Source organism: Novipirellula artificiosorum (genome assembly GCF_007860135.1).
GTDB classification, from domain to species: domain Bacteria; phylum Planctomycetota; class Planctomycetia; order Pirellulales; family Pirellulaceae; genus Novipirellula_A; species Novipirellula_A artificiosorum.
Genome location: NZ_SJPV01000024.1, coordinates 1 through 16,274, shown reverse-complemented (window position 1 = coordinate 16,274; position 16,274 = coordinate 1). Strand labels below are relative to the sequence as shown.

The 16,274-nt window shown below is 53.4% G+C and carries 15 protein-coding genes and 1 pseudogene; 5 read left to right on the top strand and 11 right to left on the bottom strand.

Annotation, left to right across the window (positions count from 1 at the left end; translation table 11 throughout):
- Window positions 1–156 precede the first annotated feature (156 nt).
- The 3 genes from Poly41_RS31795 to Poly41_RS35880 form a co-directional block, all read right to left on the bottom strand.
- On the bottom strand, window positions 157–894 hold the full coding sequence (locus Poly41_RS31795) for a choice-of-anchor R domain-containing protein (protein WP_146531408.1): 738 nt from the start codon (window positions 892–894) through the stop codon (window positions 157–159).
- Window positions 895–1,063: 169 nt separating this feature from the next.
- The gene (locus tag Poly41_RS34595; RefSeq protein WP_197231915.1) at window positions 1,064–1,240 is read right to left on the bottom strand and encodes a hypothetical protein; all 177 of its coding nucleotides are present in this window, start codon (window positions 1,238–1,240) and stop codon (window positions 1,064–1,066) included.
- Complete coding sequence (locus Poly41_RS35880; RefSeq protein ID WP_390621514.1) at window positions 1,231–1,395, bottom strand: putative quorum-sensing-regulated virulence factor; 165 nt, start codon at window positions 1,393–1,395, stop codon at window positions 1,231–1,233. Before Poly41_RS35880 ends, Poly41_RS34595 begins: the two co-directional genes overlap by 10 nt.
- A gap of 242 nt (window positions 1,396–1,637) precedes the next feature.
- Here Poly41_RS35880 and Poly41_RS31785 point away from each other — a divergent pair, with 242 nt between their 5' ends.
- Together Poly41_RS31785 and Poly41_RS31780 are read left to right on the top strand one after the other, a co-directional pair.
- Entirely contained in the window at window positions 1,638–2,663 is a 1,026-nt protein-coding gene (locus Poly41_RS31785) for a substrate-binding domain-containing protein (RefSeq protein ID WP_197231914.1), read from the top strand.
- A 108-nt stretch (window positions 2,664–2,771) separates the two neighbouring features.
- Entirely contained in the window at window positions 2,772–3,935 is a 1,164-nt protein-coding gene (locus tag Poly41_RS31780; protein WP_197231913.1) for a YbaY family lipoprotein, read from the top strand.
- 338 nt (window positions 3,936–4,273) lie between these two features.
- On the opposite strand, the gene Poly41_RS31775 is transcribed toward Poly41_RS31780, so the two are convergent.
- The 5 genes from Poly41_RS31775 to Poly41_RS31755 form a co-directional block, all read right to left on the bottom strand.
- Window positions 4,274–4,897, bottom strand: a complete 624-nt coding sequence (locus tag Poly41_RS31775; protein ID WP_146531404.1) for a BamA/TamA family outer membrane protein — start codon at window positions 4,895–4,897, stop codon at window positions 4,274–4,276.
- A 597-nt stretch (window positions 4,898–5,494) separates the two neighbouring features.
- Complete coding sequence (locus tag Poly41_RS31770; RefSeq protein ID WP_197231912.1) at window positions 5,495–7,297, bottom strand: IS66 family transposase; 1,803 nt, start codon at window positions 7,295–7,297, stop codon at window positions 5,495–5,497.
- Between the two features lie 120 nt (window positions 7,298–7,417).
- Window positions 7,418–7,768, bottom strand: a complete 351-nt coding sequence (tnpB, locus tag Poly41_RS31765; protein ID WP_146531402.1) for an IS66 family insertion sequence element accessory protein TnpB — start codon at window positions 7,766–7,768, stop codon at window positions 7,418–7,420.
- A complete protein-coding gene (gene tnpA, locus Poly41_RS31760; protein WP_146531401.1) occupies window positions 7,765–8,130 on the bottom strand; it encodes an IS66 family insertion sequence element accessory protein TnpA in 366 nt (121 codons plus the stop codon). Before tnpA ends, tnpB begins: the two co-directional genes overlap by 4 nt.
- A gap of 380 nt (window positions 8,131–8,510) precedes the next feature.
- A complete protein-coding gene (locus Poly41_RS31755; RefSeq protein ID WP_146531400.1) occupies window positions 8,511–11,330 on the bottom strand; it encodes a protein kinase domain-containing protein in 2,820 nt (939 codons plus the stop codon).
- Window positions 11,331–11,549: 219 nt separating this feature from the next.
- On the opposite strand from Poly41_RS31755, the gene Poly41_RS31750 reads away from it, so the two are divergent.
- The 3 genes and pseudogenes from Poly41_RS31750 (at window position 11,550) to Poly41_RS31740 (ending at window position 13,026) form a co-directional block, all read left to right on the top strand.
- Window positions 11,550–11,846, top strand: a complete 297-nt coding sequence (locus tag Poly41_RS31750; RefSeq protein WP_197231910.1) for a hypothetical protein — start codon at window positions 11,550–11,552, stop codon at window positions 11,844–11,846.
- Window positions 11,804–12,763 (top strand): annotated as a pseudogene (locus tag Poly41_RS31745) (ISAzo13 family transposase); the annotation flags it as partial. The gene Poly41_RS31750 and the pseudogene Poly41_RS31745, both read left to right, overlap by 43 nt.
- Window positions 12,764–12,786: 23 nt before the next feature.
- The gene (locus Poly41_RS31740; RefSeq protein WP_146531398.1) at window positions 12,787–13,026 is read left to right on the top strand and encodes a hypothetical protein; all 240 of its coding nucleotides are present in this window, start codon (window positions 12,787–12,789) and stop codon (window positions 13,024–13,026) included.
- 115 nt (window positions 13,027–13,141) lie between these two features.
- On the opposite strand, the gene Poly41_RS31735 is transcribed toward Poly41_RS31740, so the two are convergent.
- The 3 genes from Poly41_RS31735 to Poly41_RS31725 all read right to left on the bottom strand — a co-directional run bounded on the left by Poly41_RS31735 (window position 13,142) and on the right by Poly41_RS31725 (window position 16,099).
- Entirely contained in the window at window positions 13,142–14,791 is a 1,650-nt protein-coding gene (locus Poly41_RS31735; protein ID WP_146531397.1) for a GH39 family glycosyl hydrolase, read from the bottom strand.
- A gap of 215 nt (window positions 14,792–15,006) precedes the next feature.
- On the bottom strand, window positions 15,007–15,387 hold the full coding sequence (locus Poly41_RS31730; RefSeq protein WP_146531396.1) for a hypothetical protein: 381 nt from the start codon (window positions 15,385–15,387) through the stop codon (window positions 15,007–15,009).
- Window positions 15,341–16,099: a sulfatase-like hydrolase/transferase gene (locus Poly41_RS31725; RefSeq protein WP_146531395.1), complete on the bottom strand. Its 759-nt coding sequence runs from the start codon at window positions 16,097–16,099 to the stop codon at window positions 15,341–15,343. Before Poly41_RS31725 ends, Poly41_RS31730 begins: the two co-directional genes overlap by 47 nt.
- Window positions 16,100–16,274: the final 175 nt, after the last annotated feature.

Below are 16,274 nucleotides of genomic sequence, written 5' to 3'. Positions count from 1 at the left end.
AGGACTTCGTGTCGATTTCAACCGAACCGACGGCAATCTATGCCAAGAATCGTATTGCACTCGAACTCGCAAACACTGAGCCCCTACATCACCGTGCCGGACTGGGCTGACATCTTAATTGTGGCGCCCGGCGGGCGTTAGGTGACAGGTTATTGCTTATACTTGTTCAGGTGACCAGATTTCGCGGACACGTGATCCCCGGCGATTACGCCGAAACATGCCGAGCCCGACCAACGCCATGCCGATCCCAAACATCGCCGTCGTCGACGGTTCCGGAACCGCCGAGGCATTCACCTGAAACAGCGTTGGTGCTGGTGTGGCTCCTGGAGGAAGTATCAACGGCGTCCAGCTGCCAGCTGGATACCCGCCCCAGGATGTGTCCCCGATCAACCAACCGGACAAGCCCGTCTGGCTAAAGTCCTCCGTGAAATTCCAAATGTACTGATCCGCCACGTCAGCCGATGCCACCAGCCAATAGGCTGTACTCGGGGCCAGCACTATCGGGGTCTGCGGAGTCAGCATTGTAATCTCTAAGGAACTGGTTGGGGAAGCCGAGGGAAAATCCGTCAGTAAACCGCCAGGCAAACCGCCGTTATCCGCGGCAAGATAAATCTCGATGTCGCCGGTGGGGCTACCCGCAAACAACCCGAGGTTAAGCACCACCGAATCCAAATGCCAACCGGGTCCTGAGCCGGTGGCGAACCGATTGGCAACTGGAGAATCCGTGAGGTCAACGTCGTCCCTGCCGATGGTCCACGCTTGCCCAAGTGTGTTACTAAGATTCGAAACCACCAGACCTGCCTCGGCGCGGGATCCGGCAAGTGGCACGAGCAAGGCGAAGGCGAAAACGATTCTGTTGCCCTTAAAGACATCATCTGTTGCCCTTAAAGACATCAAACGAGCGCGGGTCGAATACCGACATTGTCGAGATTCTCCTGAGAGGCAATGGTAATCATGGATTTGGGAGGACGCGACCAAGCGTACAATAGCGTCGGAAGTTGCGGACTAGGCAATTTACACAGATTAGAACGACTTCCGACGACCGTTAAGCAGGGGCAAGGGCTCACTCCACGAGCTCGTCCGAAGCCTCTCTCCGATCGCGGAACTTGCGCACCTCCGCCCGGATCGCATCGATCACCGAGTCGACCTCTTCCGGATCGTGGACCGTCGCCATATCGAAGCGGACATTCTCAAGGATCTTGTCGGAGAGTGGACTCAGGTCCCAATCCATCAGCTCCATGGATGATGCCACTCCGCCTCGGCGGTCTTGAGCCGGAGCACGAGAGCTTTTCTCAGCCAAGGGTTGAGACACCGCCCGCTGTGGTGGAGGACCCAGTCGGCATAGCTTGGCGGTAGTTGTTGAATTGGGGTGCCTTGATACTTTCCCAATGGCATCCGCCAGCGAATCTCGTGGCCATTCATACTTGAGTGGAATGCCCCCACACCCAGCGACGTTCCTGCGATCAACAACAACAGTATTAGGACGGCGCTGGAACGTCGAATAGCTGACGATCGACATCAACGAGACAGGGAAATCTCTCTTTACGAATTCTCCCTCTTTACGAGTTTCTAAAGGTCGGCTAATTTCTGAAGGTCGGCGAACTCGCCGCGTCTTTTACTAATAGATGGAGCTTGTCATGAAGATTCTCTCGCATTTTGCGATCTTGCTTACCACCACAGCCTCGATCCTTAATGTCGGGCTTGGTAACGCCGAAGATGCAAAGTCCCAATTGTCAGTACATGAAATACGGGCAATCTTGAATTCGATCCCCCCTTATTTACCTGGTTCTGAGGTCAGCGCTGAGATTGACGTCTTTGGCTCAACCAGTATGGACGCATTGGCCCATGGATGGGCAAGTGGATTCAACAAATTTCACCCGAAGGCGAAAGTGGTTGTTTCGGACGAGGGCTCCGAAACAGTCTTTGATCGTTTGGCGAAGAGCCCGAGCAGCCTCGGAATGCTCTCCCGTCCGGTAGTTGAAGCTGATTTGGCAAGACTGAAGCAACTCGGTTTAAAGCAACCAATTGCAGTTATGGTCGCTCGCGAGGGCCTGGGAGTTTTTGTTAATGAAAGCAATCCGATTCAATCGATTTCGCATGATCAGTTTACTTCGCTGTTTTGCATCGCAAATGGAGATCAGAAATCGACTCCAATGACTTGGAGTGCTGTTGGAGTCGAAGGCGATATGGGTGAAGAACCTGTGGAGGTGATCGCTCGGACGCCGATCAGTGGGACACAGGCCTTCCTGAAGAACTTTGTTTTCCAGGGGCAGACGATGCGAGAACCCGCAGAGGCGTTCGATTCCAATGTGGAAGTCGTCAAGGAACTGGAATCGACAAAGAATGGAGTAGCTATCTGCGGGCTAAGGTGTGGTGGTCATTCCTTACGCTTGGTCGGTTTACTCAACGGTGATACTACGATTCCAGGCGATGATCATTCAGTGCTGATGGGACGCTATCCCTTGATTCGCCCTCTGACCCTTGTGCTTGATGTTGGCCAAGATAGCGATCAGGCGCGAGCGACTCGTGAGTTCGTTCGCTATGCGTTGCATCAAGCAGGCCAAAGCCAAGATATTCTGGCTGGATTCTTTCCCTTTGACCCTCCGACTCTGCTTGCTGAAATAGCGAAACTGGAAAATTCATCGGCCGAAGCAGGCAATTAGTTCCGGCGGTCGTTGGACGCCCTCTCTTTATCACACGAAATCCAAAACCCATTTGGAAATAGTCCTTTCGTAAGGAAGCTAATAATGCGATCTCTCGGTACAAATCCAATGCTACGTCTTGCTTGTCTTTTTGCCATTCTTGCGCTGCCAATGTTTTCCGCGAACACACCTGCCCAGGGGCTCCCCAACAGCAGCTACGTTGCCGCAAGCAGTGGATGGAGTGGTGGGTGGAACGGCGGATGGAACAGCGATCGGAACAACTTTGGTTGGTCAGGGGCGTCGAATTCTAGCAAGGCATGGCAGCTAGGAGTGACTGGGAAAAACACGGAGATTGGTGTTGTCATCGAGTCGGTCGCGCCGAATTCGGCAGCCGCGCGCTCCGGGCTAACCGCAGGTGACCTTGTCGTTTGCGTCAATGGTGATCAGGTTGGCCTTGTGGGTTCGAAGATTTTTGACATCGCCCCCCTCCTCAACCAACATGCTGATACGGTTGGAAACGTTCGGCTGCTTGTGCAATACCGCCGTACAGGCCAACTTAGAACGATTCCGGTTCAACTCAGTGCGGAACAGGGGGGGCTCTCAGGAAACCTGATTGTTCAGAACGGCTCAGTCCCTCCCAACTCCGTCGTCACCATCCAACTCGTCAATGAAACGCGACCCCACTTTGTCGTTCGAAACGGGGAACAGGCGTTCCGATCATCCGCGATTTCACAAGGCTCTATCCCTTTCACAATCAATTTTGATCCGAATTACATCGCTGCATCGGATCGCTACAGCTTGCGTGCGTTTATTACGTATAACAACAACACGATCTATGAGACCGCTCAGCCGACGTATGTGTTGACGCAAGGAAACCCGACGACCGCTCAGCTAGTATTGACTCCGAAATCATTTTCGTTTTCGGGGCAACCCGCTGGTGGTGTTGTGACCGCAAGCTATGTTGGCTACGACAATATCAGCGCACAGGTAACCTCGGCTTACCAGAAATACCTGGGTCGCAATCCCACTCCGATGGAGATCGCAGCTTGGCATTCGGTTCCTGATCCCGAGTATCGGATGAGCCGGTTACCGAACGAGTTGATGGCGACACAAGAGTACTTCGACCGTTGTGGCCATAACAACGTTGCATGGCTTGAACGAGTCTTTTCAGAAGTGATCGGCCACGTTCCCACTGCGTATGAGCAACAGCAATGGATGGCGAGGTACGCCGAAGTTCGCTATTCCCGCACCGAAGTGCTTAATCAAATGTCAATGGTCGCGCGACGTAGCTAGTCATTTGTGAGGAATTTGGACATAAACCTCACTGGACTGCTCGTCGCGTTACTGATTGGCGCGAGCACGAGACTTCTGAACGGGCCCGAGAGTCTACCAACCACCAAAAGAAGGGTAAATCGATCAGTTACCCGGTTTTGACCCTCTCGGGTTGACTTGCGACAGGCCGCCTTCATGCCAGTGCATCGGTAACGAAGCCCGACGTGGCAACTAGTTCAATCCGAAATTTCTGCGACTCGAAACGTCGGCGTAGTTTTTTGAATGCAGAGGGCAAACGACAAATACTGACCGGACAATCGCGAAGCAATGTCTTGTCCTACCCTGTGGCACTCGCTCGATCAAAACACCTGGCCCATGGCAATGAATGGAGAAAACTGATCGGTGTCAGTTGCCCCCCCCCCGGCGAAGACTGGCCCCAACGGGGTCTCGGCGGCCATAAACAGGCTGCCGGCCAACACGGGCCGATCGATTTCCACGTTGCTCAGCGGACCATCAAACCAGGCGGTTTCCACACTTGCTCCCGAATAAAGTTTCACTCGGTCGCTGAGCATTGTTCGCAGCTGTTTCATGCACACGATTGCACCCTGGGCCCGTCGCGACGCAAACACCTGATTGCTGGCGTACCCGGAAAGCCGCAGAAATCCACCGGTCGTGATTTCTTCACCATCCCAATTCCCGGCCACGAGATCGTCGACGACCATTTCACCTCGAAACAGAAACGTGTGGCGACCACGAGTCCTGGCAGCGATCAGTCGTCCCTGGATCATGTCCCGCGACTCGGTGTCCTCAAGCTGGGTGTAGACCGTCTCGGCAAACACCCCGTTTTTGGGAAAGAAATAATTGTCCAGCGAGTCGTGTTTGACGCCCAGGTAAAACGCCGATGAATCCGAGTTTCCTTCGACGCCGCCGAACCGTACCGGGTCTCCCGTTTTTCGATTGACTTCCGTATTTCGATAGAACATGCCGCCAAACGCAACGCCAAAATCGCCGAGTGTCCGTCCGACCTCCCCACCTGCGTCGAGGTTCCTGCTCTGAAAGTCGGCGTACCGCTCATCGAAATAGACAAAGGGCAGAGTGATAGTCCACCAAAAGCATGGTCCGTCAGCTTTCGTAGTGCCATGATTGAAACCGATTTGTGAGCGCCCACAAACAAACTGGCAGCACCAAGAACGTCCAGTTAGAAGCTGCAAAGAACATCGCCAACCAAAAAAAACGCTGGAGGGGGACGAATCCCTGCCAGCACCTGCAATCGACCTAATCTAGCCGTCTCGTTTGCTCTCTCGGATGAGAACGGGCTGTAAACTAATTGTGGCTGTAAACTAATTGTGGCTGTTAACTAATTGTGGCTGTTAACTAATTGTGGCTGTTAACTAATTGTGGCTGTTAACCAGAGAGTCTGAGAGTTTTGGGATAAAACACTCGCACCGCGAATGAGAACCAGCGGTTCCGGTTCGGCCCCGAAACGTAACGTCTCGAACCAGAGAACTATCCGAGAGTAGCGAGAACCGCTAGAATACCGCGAAAAACGCGATAGAAACGTAACCGTACACCAGAACCAGTTAGCGACGCCCGGTTGACTTGTTCAGCAGGCGGCGGCGGGCTCGGCGGGTGCGTTTGCGGTCGGCGGCTTGGCGACGCTCGTCCGCTCGGTACTCGCGAATCGATTCGGGATGCTCTGCTTTCCACGCCTGTGGAGTCATCGCTGACCAGTTCGTCTCCCCGCCGAGCGTTCTGCGCAACACATCGTCCAAGTACGCTCGCACGTCCAAGTCGTTGCGTATCGCGCTGCCGATCATCGTTAGTAAGTTCGCCGCTCGCTCACCTGCAGCCACCGAGCCTTTGAACATCCAATTCTTCCTTCCCGTGGCAACTCGTTTCATCAGCTGTTCGCAGTCGTTGTTGTCGATCGGAATCGTCGCGTCCTCGGTGAACCGGCACAACGCTTGCCAGTGACGACGCACATATCCCGCCGCCACACCGAGATTACTCTTGGGAAGAACCGATGGTGACTGCATCGCTTCGCTGTCGAGATATTCCGCGATCAGGTCAAGGACATGACGCGATAAACTCTGACGTCGCGCAAGACGCTCTGCATCGTCAAGGTCCTTGATCTGATCCTCCACCTCGTAAAGCATCCGTATCAGTGATTCCAGCTTGGCCACTTGCACTGGGAACGCGCTGCGGCATTCGTCGATCTTGCGACGCGCATGCGCCCAGCACGCCGCGAAGATGATTCGCGAGTCACTTCGTACATTGATCTTTTGAAAACCTGACCAGCAGTCTCCTATTAAGTTGCCTTCGAAATCACCGAGCACGTCATCCGGCCCGTCGCGGTGGCGACTGACCGTGAAGTCGAATGCCACCAGCGGAAGTCGTGAGGCGTAGTAGCCCCACATGTTCGCTTTGATGCTTGGCTTGCCCAAGCGAATCGCATTTTCAAGCACCTCGCCGATCCGCTCTCTGCGAGGGTGTACCGACAAGTCCGGCATGGCTTTGGGGGTGATCAACAACACGCCGGTGTCATCACAGCCGACCGTGCGATCCTGTTTCAAAACGTCACGCAGGTATTCGGCAAGCGGACGCAGGGCGAACTCGACCGCCGCTTCGATATTTTGCAGCGTGCTGCGACTGGGCGTCCAACCACTGCCGGCGAACAGGTCTTGCTGACGGTAAAACGGCAGGTGATAGAAATATTTCCAGGCGACGACTTCGACGCCGATCGAGGCGTCAAAGCGGTCGCCTTCGACCAGTCCCGTAGGCCGCTCAGGGCTGACGATGCCCTTGGTCTTATCGGCCACGTAAGCGTATTTGGCGTACTTCGTCACCCTGACTTTCAGTTCCGCGGCGGTGCATTCGAGCGTCTCGACTTCGTCGTAGCCGATCAGCGTGAGGCCTTCGCGTTGGTCCTTGGGCAGGTCGACGACACGCTCGTATCGCGGCAAGTGTTCGGGGAATTTGCGGTCGCTTTGTTCGGGACGCTTTTTCCTGCGTTTCTTCTTCGCCTCTTCGGCGTCGTCGACGATTTGCTCGGCCTCGCGGATTGCTTCTTCCAGCGCGCTGATCACCTCGGGCGTGGGTTCTTCGCCAAGATTCAAAAACAACTGGCCTTCGCCATCGACGCGTCGTTCGCTCTTGCGCCCGTAGAGTTGCTTCAGCAGTTTTTCGAGTTTGAGATTCAACTCGATCACTTTCTCGTCGAGCTTGTCGTGATCGGCTTTGAGCTCTAGGACGCTGTGAGCTTGTTCCTCGATCAGCTTGTCTTTGAGCGATAGCTCGGTGGCTTGTTGACCGACTTGCGATTGCAGCTTCGCAATCAGCTGATGACAAGCGTCGAGGTCGTTTGGAAGAGGCTTCGAATCCATGATGGCGAAATTATAGAGTTCGCCGACAAATGCGCCATTGGGAGCGCAAAGAAAAACGGCCCCGCGATGAGATTTTCGCGGGGCCGCGTGCATTCCAATTCGAGTGAGTCGACGGTCGGGCTACGCCACCATTCGCTTGCGTCGGTTCTTGGCTGACTTCAGTGATACTCCGGCGATCCACATGGCCAGTTCGACATTGTCGATCACGATGTGTGAGGTATCGCCTTCGGTCTTTGGCAATTCGACAGTGCCCTGTTCGAGCCTTCGGTACCAGAGTGTCAGCCCGCCGGTTTCCCACCACAGGGCTTTGATGCGATCGCGTCTTCGATTGACAAACAGGAACAGCGAACCGTCGGTCACGCTGTGGTTCATTGCGGTGGTGACGATACCGGTGAGTCCATCGAAACCTTTACGAAAATCGACCGGCTTGGTGCAAAGATAAATGGGCACACCGGCTGGCAATCCGATCATGCTCGGGCCTCCACTCGCTGGCCTGGGTGCCGATCCGTGGGGACCTCCACGCGGATGCGAACACCGCCGGGAAGTTCGATGGTGGTGCAGGCAAGAGAGGATCCAGCTTGCTCATCCGTTTTTGGGGCGACTTGATTGGCGGACTCGGTGGCCAGACGAAGGGGCATGAATTGGACGCCCGTGGTGGATGGCTTGGGCTTCGGCTTGGCGTCGCTCGGCAGTTCACACAGCTTTTTCTTCCATCGATAGAAGGACGGCTGCGAGACGCCTTCGTTTCGACAGAACTTCAAGACGGTCATTCGCGAGCGATCAAATCGTCGCAACCGTTCCTGCCAAAGTTTGACAGTTTCGGATCGGGACATGGGTTTTCTCCGTTGGGTGATACGAAACAAAACCCACAACCCTAACCCACGCGCCTACAACGGTTCTGGTGTACGGTTACCGCGCGAACTCTCTAAAAAAAGTTCGAGGAGAGTCTCATACGGGGAGGGCGGTTGTTTCAGAGGTTGGTCGGCGTCAAGCAAAATTGGCTGCGATCAGGCCAGAACCCCTGAACCGAAACCACTCAATCATTGATCGAATCGAGGCGATCGAGATAGGGAGAGGACGCGGTTTACGTCTCGCGGTCACTTTACGCGTAGAATACGGATTCGTACCGCGGAATAAACTGAGACAGAACTTCATTAAGCGAAGGAGTCTTCTCCCCTTACTGGCGAGCGAACTCGCAGCGATCATCAGATCGCTAAATCAAAAACATAATGGACGACGAGAATGCGCTGTAAAGAAGGCCAAGGATGGCAAGTAGCATCGCGCAAACGCCTACAAACGCTACCACGAGTCGAGCCGAGATTGGAACCGGCATATTGTTGTGAATTGCCCTCAAACGAGAACGAATCGCCCATGAGCAAGCCAATGGGCCCCAAAGTGGAAAAAGGGTAACTAGTTGTATTGACATGCCCCCACAAGCAAATCCCAAGTTGCTGGCTACCGCAAGCGAGATCTCTTCTTTCGGTGCAGTTGTCCAGAATATTGTTGATAAAAAAAACACAAGCTCGAAGATGCAAACACATGCCAACGGCAGGAAGGCCCAACTCCTTCCGAGCAAAAGCAATAAGCCACAAATTAATAGAACGAGATAAGATATGCAGCAAATTGAAATCAAGACAATAAAGGCAACAATGGAATAGAGCGTTTGATCAGCGAGTCTACTGGGACGATCGACTGATCTCTTCGATTCGGATTCATCTTCTAATGATATAATCTCAAGTTCATGTGATTGGTCAGACACTACCCCAATCGGTATGGCAACTGCACTTGAGCTGTCCGCTCCGGCACGCGCCTCTACAGTAATTACATGGCTAGCCTCGCGATCAAGTAGCGAGGGATCGGCCACAAATAGTTCACCAGTGTTTTCATGCAACCCGAACCGTCCTTCGGCATCATCGATAAGACTCAAGTTCACTTCCGGTCCGTTAGGATCGCGTCCGGAGACCGAAATGCCTACGCAGGTACCAAGTGCGGCCAATTTCGGAACTTCTCCATTCGGAATCTTAGCCTCTAAGGTTAATTTGGGCGGGACGTCCAATACTTCGATGACAAAATCTCTTGAAACGCGATTATCGCCTTCAACACCAGTCACCGTGATCCGATGTTGAGCGTTTGATTCAAAATCTATCAACGACGCGTCACCTACTGAGATTACGCCTGTGTATGGGTCTAGTTCGAATCGACCGTCAGCGTCGCCTGTTAATCGAATCTGAGCTTGATTCGGCATGCGAGCGATTACTCCAACAGGTGTGCCTCGCTCTGCGCCTTCGACAACCTGGTTCCGAGCCTCGTCCAGGTCCCTCAATAAAATCCGTTCGGGCAAGATGAAGAACACCCAAATTCCCATAACCGAATAGAGTAATAGCGGGCCTCCCAGAAGTATGGCAACGGTTGCAAGGAATCTCTCTTGAACGCGATTGCAATCCTTCGCTTTTTTTGGCACGTCCGTCTCTCTGGCTCCCAGGGTCCGGAAACAAAGTAAGATTGCAACGATAGCCGAGGTCAATGGACCAAAGAACGTCACCGCATTTGCAATGCTGTCACCAACAGGGCGTGATCCAGACGGAATCATCACCAGCAATGACAACGAAGCGATGGAAGAGTACCAAGCGAGCGTCAGGAGTATTGCAATTTTGTTCTTTTGAAATATGTAGACGCCACAGACCATTGGAAGTGCCATTAGGCCGACGCAGTAAGCGAGCATGTAGAGTGTATAAGCGGAAAATCCCCGGTCATTGACCGATAGTCTTGCGGCAAGCGCGATCCCATGAACCAGTGAATCCGCAATTACGTAGAATCCAGTAAGTTGTGCTACGTTCTTTCCGCTCCATCTCCAAAATCGTTCAATCGCGCTTGCCCGTCTTGCCTTGATCGGCTCATTGCGTAGGAATCTCCCAAGGTCCAAGGCCAACTCATCCGCTGATGCGTATCGCGCACTCGGTTCCTTTTTTAGACACTTGGCACAAATTGTTTCCAAGTCTCTTGGAATACTCGGCGCGAGGCTTCTAGGGCTCGGTGCTTCATCGTGAATTACCTGGTGTAGCATCATGCGAGTGTTACCACGAAACGGGATTTCTCCCGTCAATAGCTTGAATAGTATTACCCCAACAGAGTATATGTCGCTTCGAGCGTCGGCTCTGTTCGCCTCGCCCTTAGCCTGTTCTGGCGACATGTAGGCGGGTGTGCCAAGAATTTGGCCGTCCACTGTCATCGATATCTCGCTGGCGTCGCGTCTTGCGAGGCCAAAATCCATCAGCCGGGGTGTTCCGTCTGAATCCAGCATGATGTTGCCGGGCTTCAGGTCGCGATGAATAACTCCCCGGTCATGCGCGTGCTGAAGTGCTTCGCATATCTTGATGCATATCTGCGCCGCTTCGCGTACGGTAGGTTGGTGACCGGTTAGCTGATCAGCCAGTGTCAGCCCCCGAACAAACTCACTAACGATATAAAGAGTGTCTCCATCACGACCGACCTCGAACACTGGAACGATTCCGGGATGACTCAGCTGGGCAGCATTCTGGGCTTCACGCAAGAACGCCTTCTCTTGAGCCTCGTCAAATTGACCATGGCGGGGAATCTTGACCGCAACGGTACGATCTAGCTTTCTGTCATGGGCTTTCCAAACGCTTCCAAAAGCGCCCATGCCGAGCCTCTCGACCAATCGGAAATGATCTAATTCGGTGACGGCATCTGCGTGTTTGGTGGCTGAGCCGTCACGGACGAGACTGAAATCGCTGCCACACGAGGGGCACTGGACACTGTCTAGTTCAGCATCTGGCACAATCTCAATCGGATTGTGGCAATGTGGGCATCGAACGTGAAGACCTCGACCCACTGGGGCTGGTTCAATGCTGGAAGAGAGCAATCGTGTTGTCTGAGGATTATGACAAGGATCAAACACGTCCTTGACAATTCCCACGTCGCGAGGAAACCGTTCCAGGTACTGTGCCGCCGTTGGTTCCTCGCCGCATTCCCTCCGAAGATCCACTTCAAGTTCAAGCAGCTCAGTAAGCATCGCGTGAACATCAAGTGACGGAATTGGATGTACTTGGTAGGCTGTGCGAAAGGTTACCAGTTTCTCCTGCTTTTCAGGGTGTCACGGATGGCATTTACATTTCAAAATCAACTCGATAAGGCNGCTTAGCATCGCGTGAACATCAAGTGACGGAATTGGATGTACTTGGTAGGCTGTGCGAAAGGTTACCAGTTTCTCCTGCTTTTCAGGGTGTCACGGATGGCATTTACATTTCAAAATCAACTCGATAAGGCTGCCGAGCAACGCAGCCAAGCTTACTTCGCGACTTTGTCCGAGAAGGACCAACGACGCTTCGCCGCTTTGGAGGCTCAGCGACTCGGGCACGGAGGCATCATCTACGTCGCCAAGCTGCTCGGTGTCTCCAGAAGCACCATCGAACGAGGAATTCGCGAAATCGAACAGTTTCCGGTCGACCCCGCTGCCGGTCGCGTTCGTCGCCCAGGCGGCGGTCGAAAAAAAGAATCGATTCCGACAGTCAGCTCGAAAGCAATCTGATCGATTCACTCCAACTGCAAACTGCCGGGGACCCCGACGATCCTGATGCCGTCTTCACCAGCCAAACGCCAAGCCAATCGGCTGACAAGGTAACCCAGCAGGGCACGCCGGTGGATCGCAACACGGTCAAGGCATGGTATCGCGAAATCGGCCTTGGTTTGCGTCAAATTAGAAAGGACATCGCCGGAGGACGCTCGCCCGATCGCGAGGAGCAGTTTGAACGCATCGCCGAGTTGGCTGACTTGTACGAAAGTGACGGCAATCCTGTTTTTTCCATTGACACCAAAGCCAAGGAGTTTCTCGGTCGCTTGTATCGTAAAGGAAGGCTCTACGGCACCGCGGCATTACAAGCCTTCGATCACGATTTCCCCAGTTGGGCCGATGGGAAAGTGATCCCGCACGGGATCTACGACATTCGACGCAATGTCGGGCACATCAACATCGGCCTGAGTCATGACACCAGTGAGTTTGCCGCTGACAGTTTGCGTTGGTATTGGAATCGCATTGGCAAACAGTGCTATGCCGATGCTACCAGTATCCTGCTGCTATGCGATTGCGGAGGAAGCAATGCCGCGAACCGTTATCTGTTCAAGTACTACCTGCAGGAGTTGAGCGATTCGATTGGTATCCCGATCCGAGTTGCTCACTTGCCGAGTTACTGTAGCAAGTACAACCCGATCGAGCGTCGCTTCTTTTCGCACGTCGGCCGGGCCTGCTCGGGGCGTCTGTTTGACTCACTCGAAACGGTTGTCGATCTGATGCGTCAAACGAGCACGCGAACGGGACTTCGATCCACTGTCAATGTCATCCGTCGAGCCTACCAAACCGGTCAGAAACTCAGTGATGAACTGAAATCCGAATTGAGAATCATCTACGATGAAGCGCTGCCAAAATGGAACTATACTACTAGCCTGTGAAGTAAGCACTTATTGTTCACGCGATGCTAAGTCTCTACTACGCGGAGAAGTTACGCGGCGCCTGTAAGCTTGCCGAGGGAGATGGGGCTGGCGTGTCCAAGCACATGGAGAAGGCCGAATTCCATTGGAAGGAATACAGCCAAGTGATGCACTCGATGTACAAAGGCATGCAGACTCAGCGATCCATAACGAACCTGAAAGATTGGCATAGTTTGGATGGCGAGGTTGAAGCGGAAAGCAGAAACGTGAACCTCCGAAACTGATGCATGAAGGCTTTGCCACTCGCAAGAAAAGGATGCGTCTCTTGTAAGGCAGCGCGCGTTTTCAATATCCACTCAACGATCATTATGAAAACCATGATTCCGAATTTGACCGGCGTCATCTCGTTCGTCTCACCTCGATCTTCTCGAAGGAGAATACCGGAAGCAGGGTTTCGATCACGATGATTGATCCCGGCCCGCCGTTGGAAGCGGGAAGAGTCTTTGTGAACTCGGTTTGAGCCCACTCGCGGGACGAAGGGTTTTCGTACTTCTCCCATTGGGCTTTGCCGGCTGCATTAAGGGAGTCGGTGGCATTTCCGTACTTACTGGAACTCATCTTGAGCCAAGACGAGCTGGATGGTTGGTCCATGAATGTGTTGAACTTGTTTTGCTCCCTGACCGCGAGCGTCTTACGGAAAGAGACGCGAGTCCCGGCGGGGAATTCGGTCATCAGCCTCAGCTTGATCTTGTTGGTGTCCTTGGCTTCGAGATCCGACGGGTTGTAGTGGTAGAGCACGGCATCGATGGATTCATCCGAGGTGCTCTTGACGATGATCGCTCCGATATCTGCGGCATCGCTGGTGATTTTCGCCTGGTAGCGAGTCTTCCCAACCATTCCTTCGAAAACCTTGGTTGGCCATGGTTCGTCGCTCCCGACTCGTTGTCCCCACTGAAAGACTTGTTGCACCCCGTGGGTATAGAAATGGTCCGTCAATGCAACCTTAAGCGTATCCGCTTGAGCCGTGTCGGAGCTAATAAGGGGACTCATGCTCGTGATCACGCTGAACTCCTCCACATCGACGATCGTGCCGGGCAACCACTTTGGGTGCGTTACGAGAGGTTCGAAAAGTTTCGCGTACTTCGCCTTGGGATCGCGTTCCTCTTCTTTGGTAATGTTCGGATAGTCGGAAATGCCCCAAAAGTCATAGCGGATTTTGTTGTCGTGGCAGTATTCGATGATGCCGTGAGCGAACGACTTGATCTGTTCTCGCTTGTAGTTCCCCAGATTGTTCTTCTTGTAGACGAAATCCGGCGCGCGTGTGTGGAGGCCGACGATCGCATCGGGCAGGACAGACCGGATGGCCGTCACCGTATTGGCAAAGTGTTCGATGAAATCTGCTTCGGTGCCGTACCAATGCTCCGGGGTCTCGATCTCCGATCCGACGCGAAAACGCCACGTCTTGACAAGGTCTTCTCCGTAAACGTCGACCAGGTGCTGCATCAAGGCCTTGATGAAAGTCGCATAAGCCTTCTTGTCGCAAGGCGGCAGCGAATTTCCGTAGTGCGACACACGTTCGTTTTCACGAAAATGAATACCATCCCTTTCTCCGTCCGGGATGAAGGTGTATCCACGCTGAAAAGCCCAAGGGGGTTGGTCGAGCACGATTTGGTAGATCTCGGTGCCGCCCTTTCTGATTTGATTGATGCGATTTACCAATCGGTCGAAATGGTAAATGTACTGCTGGTTTTCTTCGTCGTAGGTACAGATGTCGAACGCGAGATTTGGTCGCTCTGCTTTTTCCCGGTTCTTGCCCCATTCGACAATTCCCCCTAGCATTCGTACGGTATTGACCGTCATGCCCGTGCGAACGTTGGCTCCGTTTTTCGGACTGATTCGGTTGGCAACCGTCCACATGTCGAACAAGGTTTCGCGAGCGTCTTCTGGTTCGGTGAAGTCAACGGAAACATCAACTGCCGCGCACGTGCTTGACCCAAACGAAAACACAAGGGCTGAAATCGCGAGAGTACGAATAGTGGCTTTCATCATAAGTTTGTGGTTACCTTTTCGGCGATGGTGATTGGTGCGACAATATCATGATTCTTTCCAGTTTCTCATCAAATCTATTTTTCCGAGAAACGATACAGTGTTTTTTTGTGCGAACGATCAAGTCATGCTCGATCGAAATGAAGCTCGCCATGATGCGTTCGTCGAGCTCAAAGGAAAAAGAAGGGAACAGAGGAGTGTTTCGATTCAACAGAGAGTCAGTTTTTCCGATTTCCACCGGTCAAGCTGATGGGCCAAGAAGTGATCACGGAATCATCTGCTCCGATCAATTTCATTTCGGCGATCATTAATTCACCTGGTTTCTGTCGGGGATCGATTCGAAGTTGGTACATCCGTTTACGTTCTGGTATGGGGAGGTCGATGTCTTGCCATGCTTTCGGGTCACCCTCGATTGCGAATGAAATTTTCTTGCCGCGTTGTGGGTTGTCCCCTGGACTGACCGTGTACATCAACTCGCCGTCGGCAGGGCCACCGCCGCGAACACGCATGACGAGGCGATAGGGACCAGCGGGAAGCTGGCGGTCTCGCCAATCAATGAGGATGCCCGGATCGTCGCCAGTTGCGATCAACCGGATCATTCCATCGGCCTTTTCCAACGTCTTCTTCCGAGCGGCGCACCGGGTCGCCTCGCACTTGCACCGGGTTGTGGATCGCCAGATGCGGAATGTACAGACAGAACGGTCCTTCCTTGTTTCGCTCGATGAACTCGAGCGCATACCGGTTGATCAGGTCCGTGACGTATCCTTCCTCCTTGGTCTCTTTTCGTCCGTGCCACCAATCGTGTTCGTTGTGGTCGCCCACGTGGCTGACAAAATCAATGTTGCCACTGTGGTAGCCGAGGAACTCATCAAATCCGTGATTCTGAGGATGATAATCTTCCGAATTGTGCACGTAGCCCTGGTGCCATTTTCCGATCAAGGCCGTGGCATAGTCTGCCGACTGCAACAGCTCGGCAAAGGTGACTTCCGTCTTCTGCAACCCTTTGCGGTGTTCGGGATGCTCGCGAACCGGATGAATCACGGCCTCGATCCCGGCTCGCTGTTGATAACGACCGGTCAGCAATCCGGCCCGAGTCGGCGAGCAGACGGTGCCCGAGGAGTGGAAATCGGTCAGCCGCATTCCCTCGGCGGCGAGACGATCAATTTCAGGCGTCTCGAAATACGGGTTTCCAAAACAACGGACGCCGGCATAGCCCATATCATCCACCATGATGATCACGAAGTTGGGACGATCATCGGCCTTGGCCGGCGATGCGGAGAGAAGCAGCAGTAAACAAAGTCGTCGTTTCATTTCAGTCCTTCCTCATTTCTGCTGCATGGGCGGGAGAGAGGTCGGCTTAGCATCGCGTGAACATCAAGTGACGGAATTGGATGTACTTGGTAGGCTGTGCGAAAGGTTACCAGTTTCTCCTGCTTTTCAGGGTGTCACGGATGGCATTTACATTTCAAAATCAACTCGATAAGGC

Bases quoted from the DNA above. Each gene is read 5' to 3' on its own strand.
- Poly41_RS31795 (WP_146531408.1), bottom strand. From the start codon at position 894: ATGTCTTTAAGGGCAACAGATGATGTCTTTAAGGGCAACAGAATCGTT.
- Poly41_RS34595 (WP_197231915.1), bottom strand. From the start codon at position 1,240: ATGGAGCTGATGGATTGGGACCTGAGTCCACTCTCCGACAAGATCCTT.
- Poly41_RS35880 (WP_390621514.1), bottom strand. From the start codon at position 1,395: ATGCCATTGGGAAAGTATCAAGGCACCCCAATTCAACAACTACCGCCA.
- Poly41_RS31785 (WP_197231914.1), top strand. From the start codon at position 1,638: ATGAAGATTCTCTCGCATTTTGCGATCTTGCTTACCACCACAGCCTCG.
- Poly41_RS31780 (WP_197231913.1), top strand. From the start codon at position 2,772: ATGCTACGTCTTGCTTGTCTTTTTGCCATTCTTGCGCTGCCAATGTTT.
- Poly41_RS31775 (WP_146531404.1), bottom strand. From the start codon at position 4,897: ATGTTCTATCGAAATACGGAAGTCAATCGAAAAACGGGAGACCCGGTA.
- Poly41_RS31770 (WP_197231912.1), bottom strand. From the start codon at position 7,297: ATGGATTCGAAGCCTCTTCCAAACGACCTCGACGCTTGTCATCAGCTG.
- tnpB (WP_146531402.1), bottom strand. From the start codon at position 7,768: ATGATCGGATTGCCAGCCGGTGTGCCCATTTATCTTTGCACCAAGCCG.
- tnpA (WP_146531401.1), bottom strand. From the start codon at position 8,130: ATGTCCCGATCCGAAACTGTCAAACTTTGGCAGGAACGGTTGCGACGA.
- Poly41_RS31755 (WP_146531400.1), bottom strand. From the start codon at position 11,330: ATGCTTACTGAGCTGCTTGAACTTGAAGTGGATCTTCGGAGGGAATGC.
- Poly41_RS31750 (WP_197231910.1), top strand. From the start codon at position 11,550: ATGGCATTTACATTTCAAAATCAACTCGATAAGGCTGCCGAGCAACGC.
- Poly41_RS31740 (WP_146531398.1), top strand. From the start codon at position 12,787: ATGCTAAGTCTCTACTACGCGGAGAAGTTACGCGGCGCCTGTAAGCTT.
- Poly41_RS31735 (WP_146531397.1), bottom strand. From the start codon at position 14,791: ATGATGAAAGCCACTATTCGTACTCTCGCGATTTCAGCCCTTGTGTTT.
- Poly41_RS31730 (WP_146531396.1), bottom strand. From the start codon at position 15,387: ATGATCCGGTTGATCGCAACTGGCGACGATCCGGGCATCCTCATTGAT.
- Poly41_RS31725 (WP_146531395.1), bottom strand. From the start codon at position 16,099: ATGAAACGACGACTTTGTTTACTGCTGCTTCTCTCCGCATCGCCGGCC.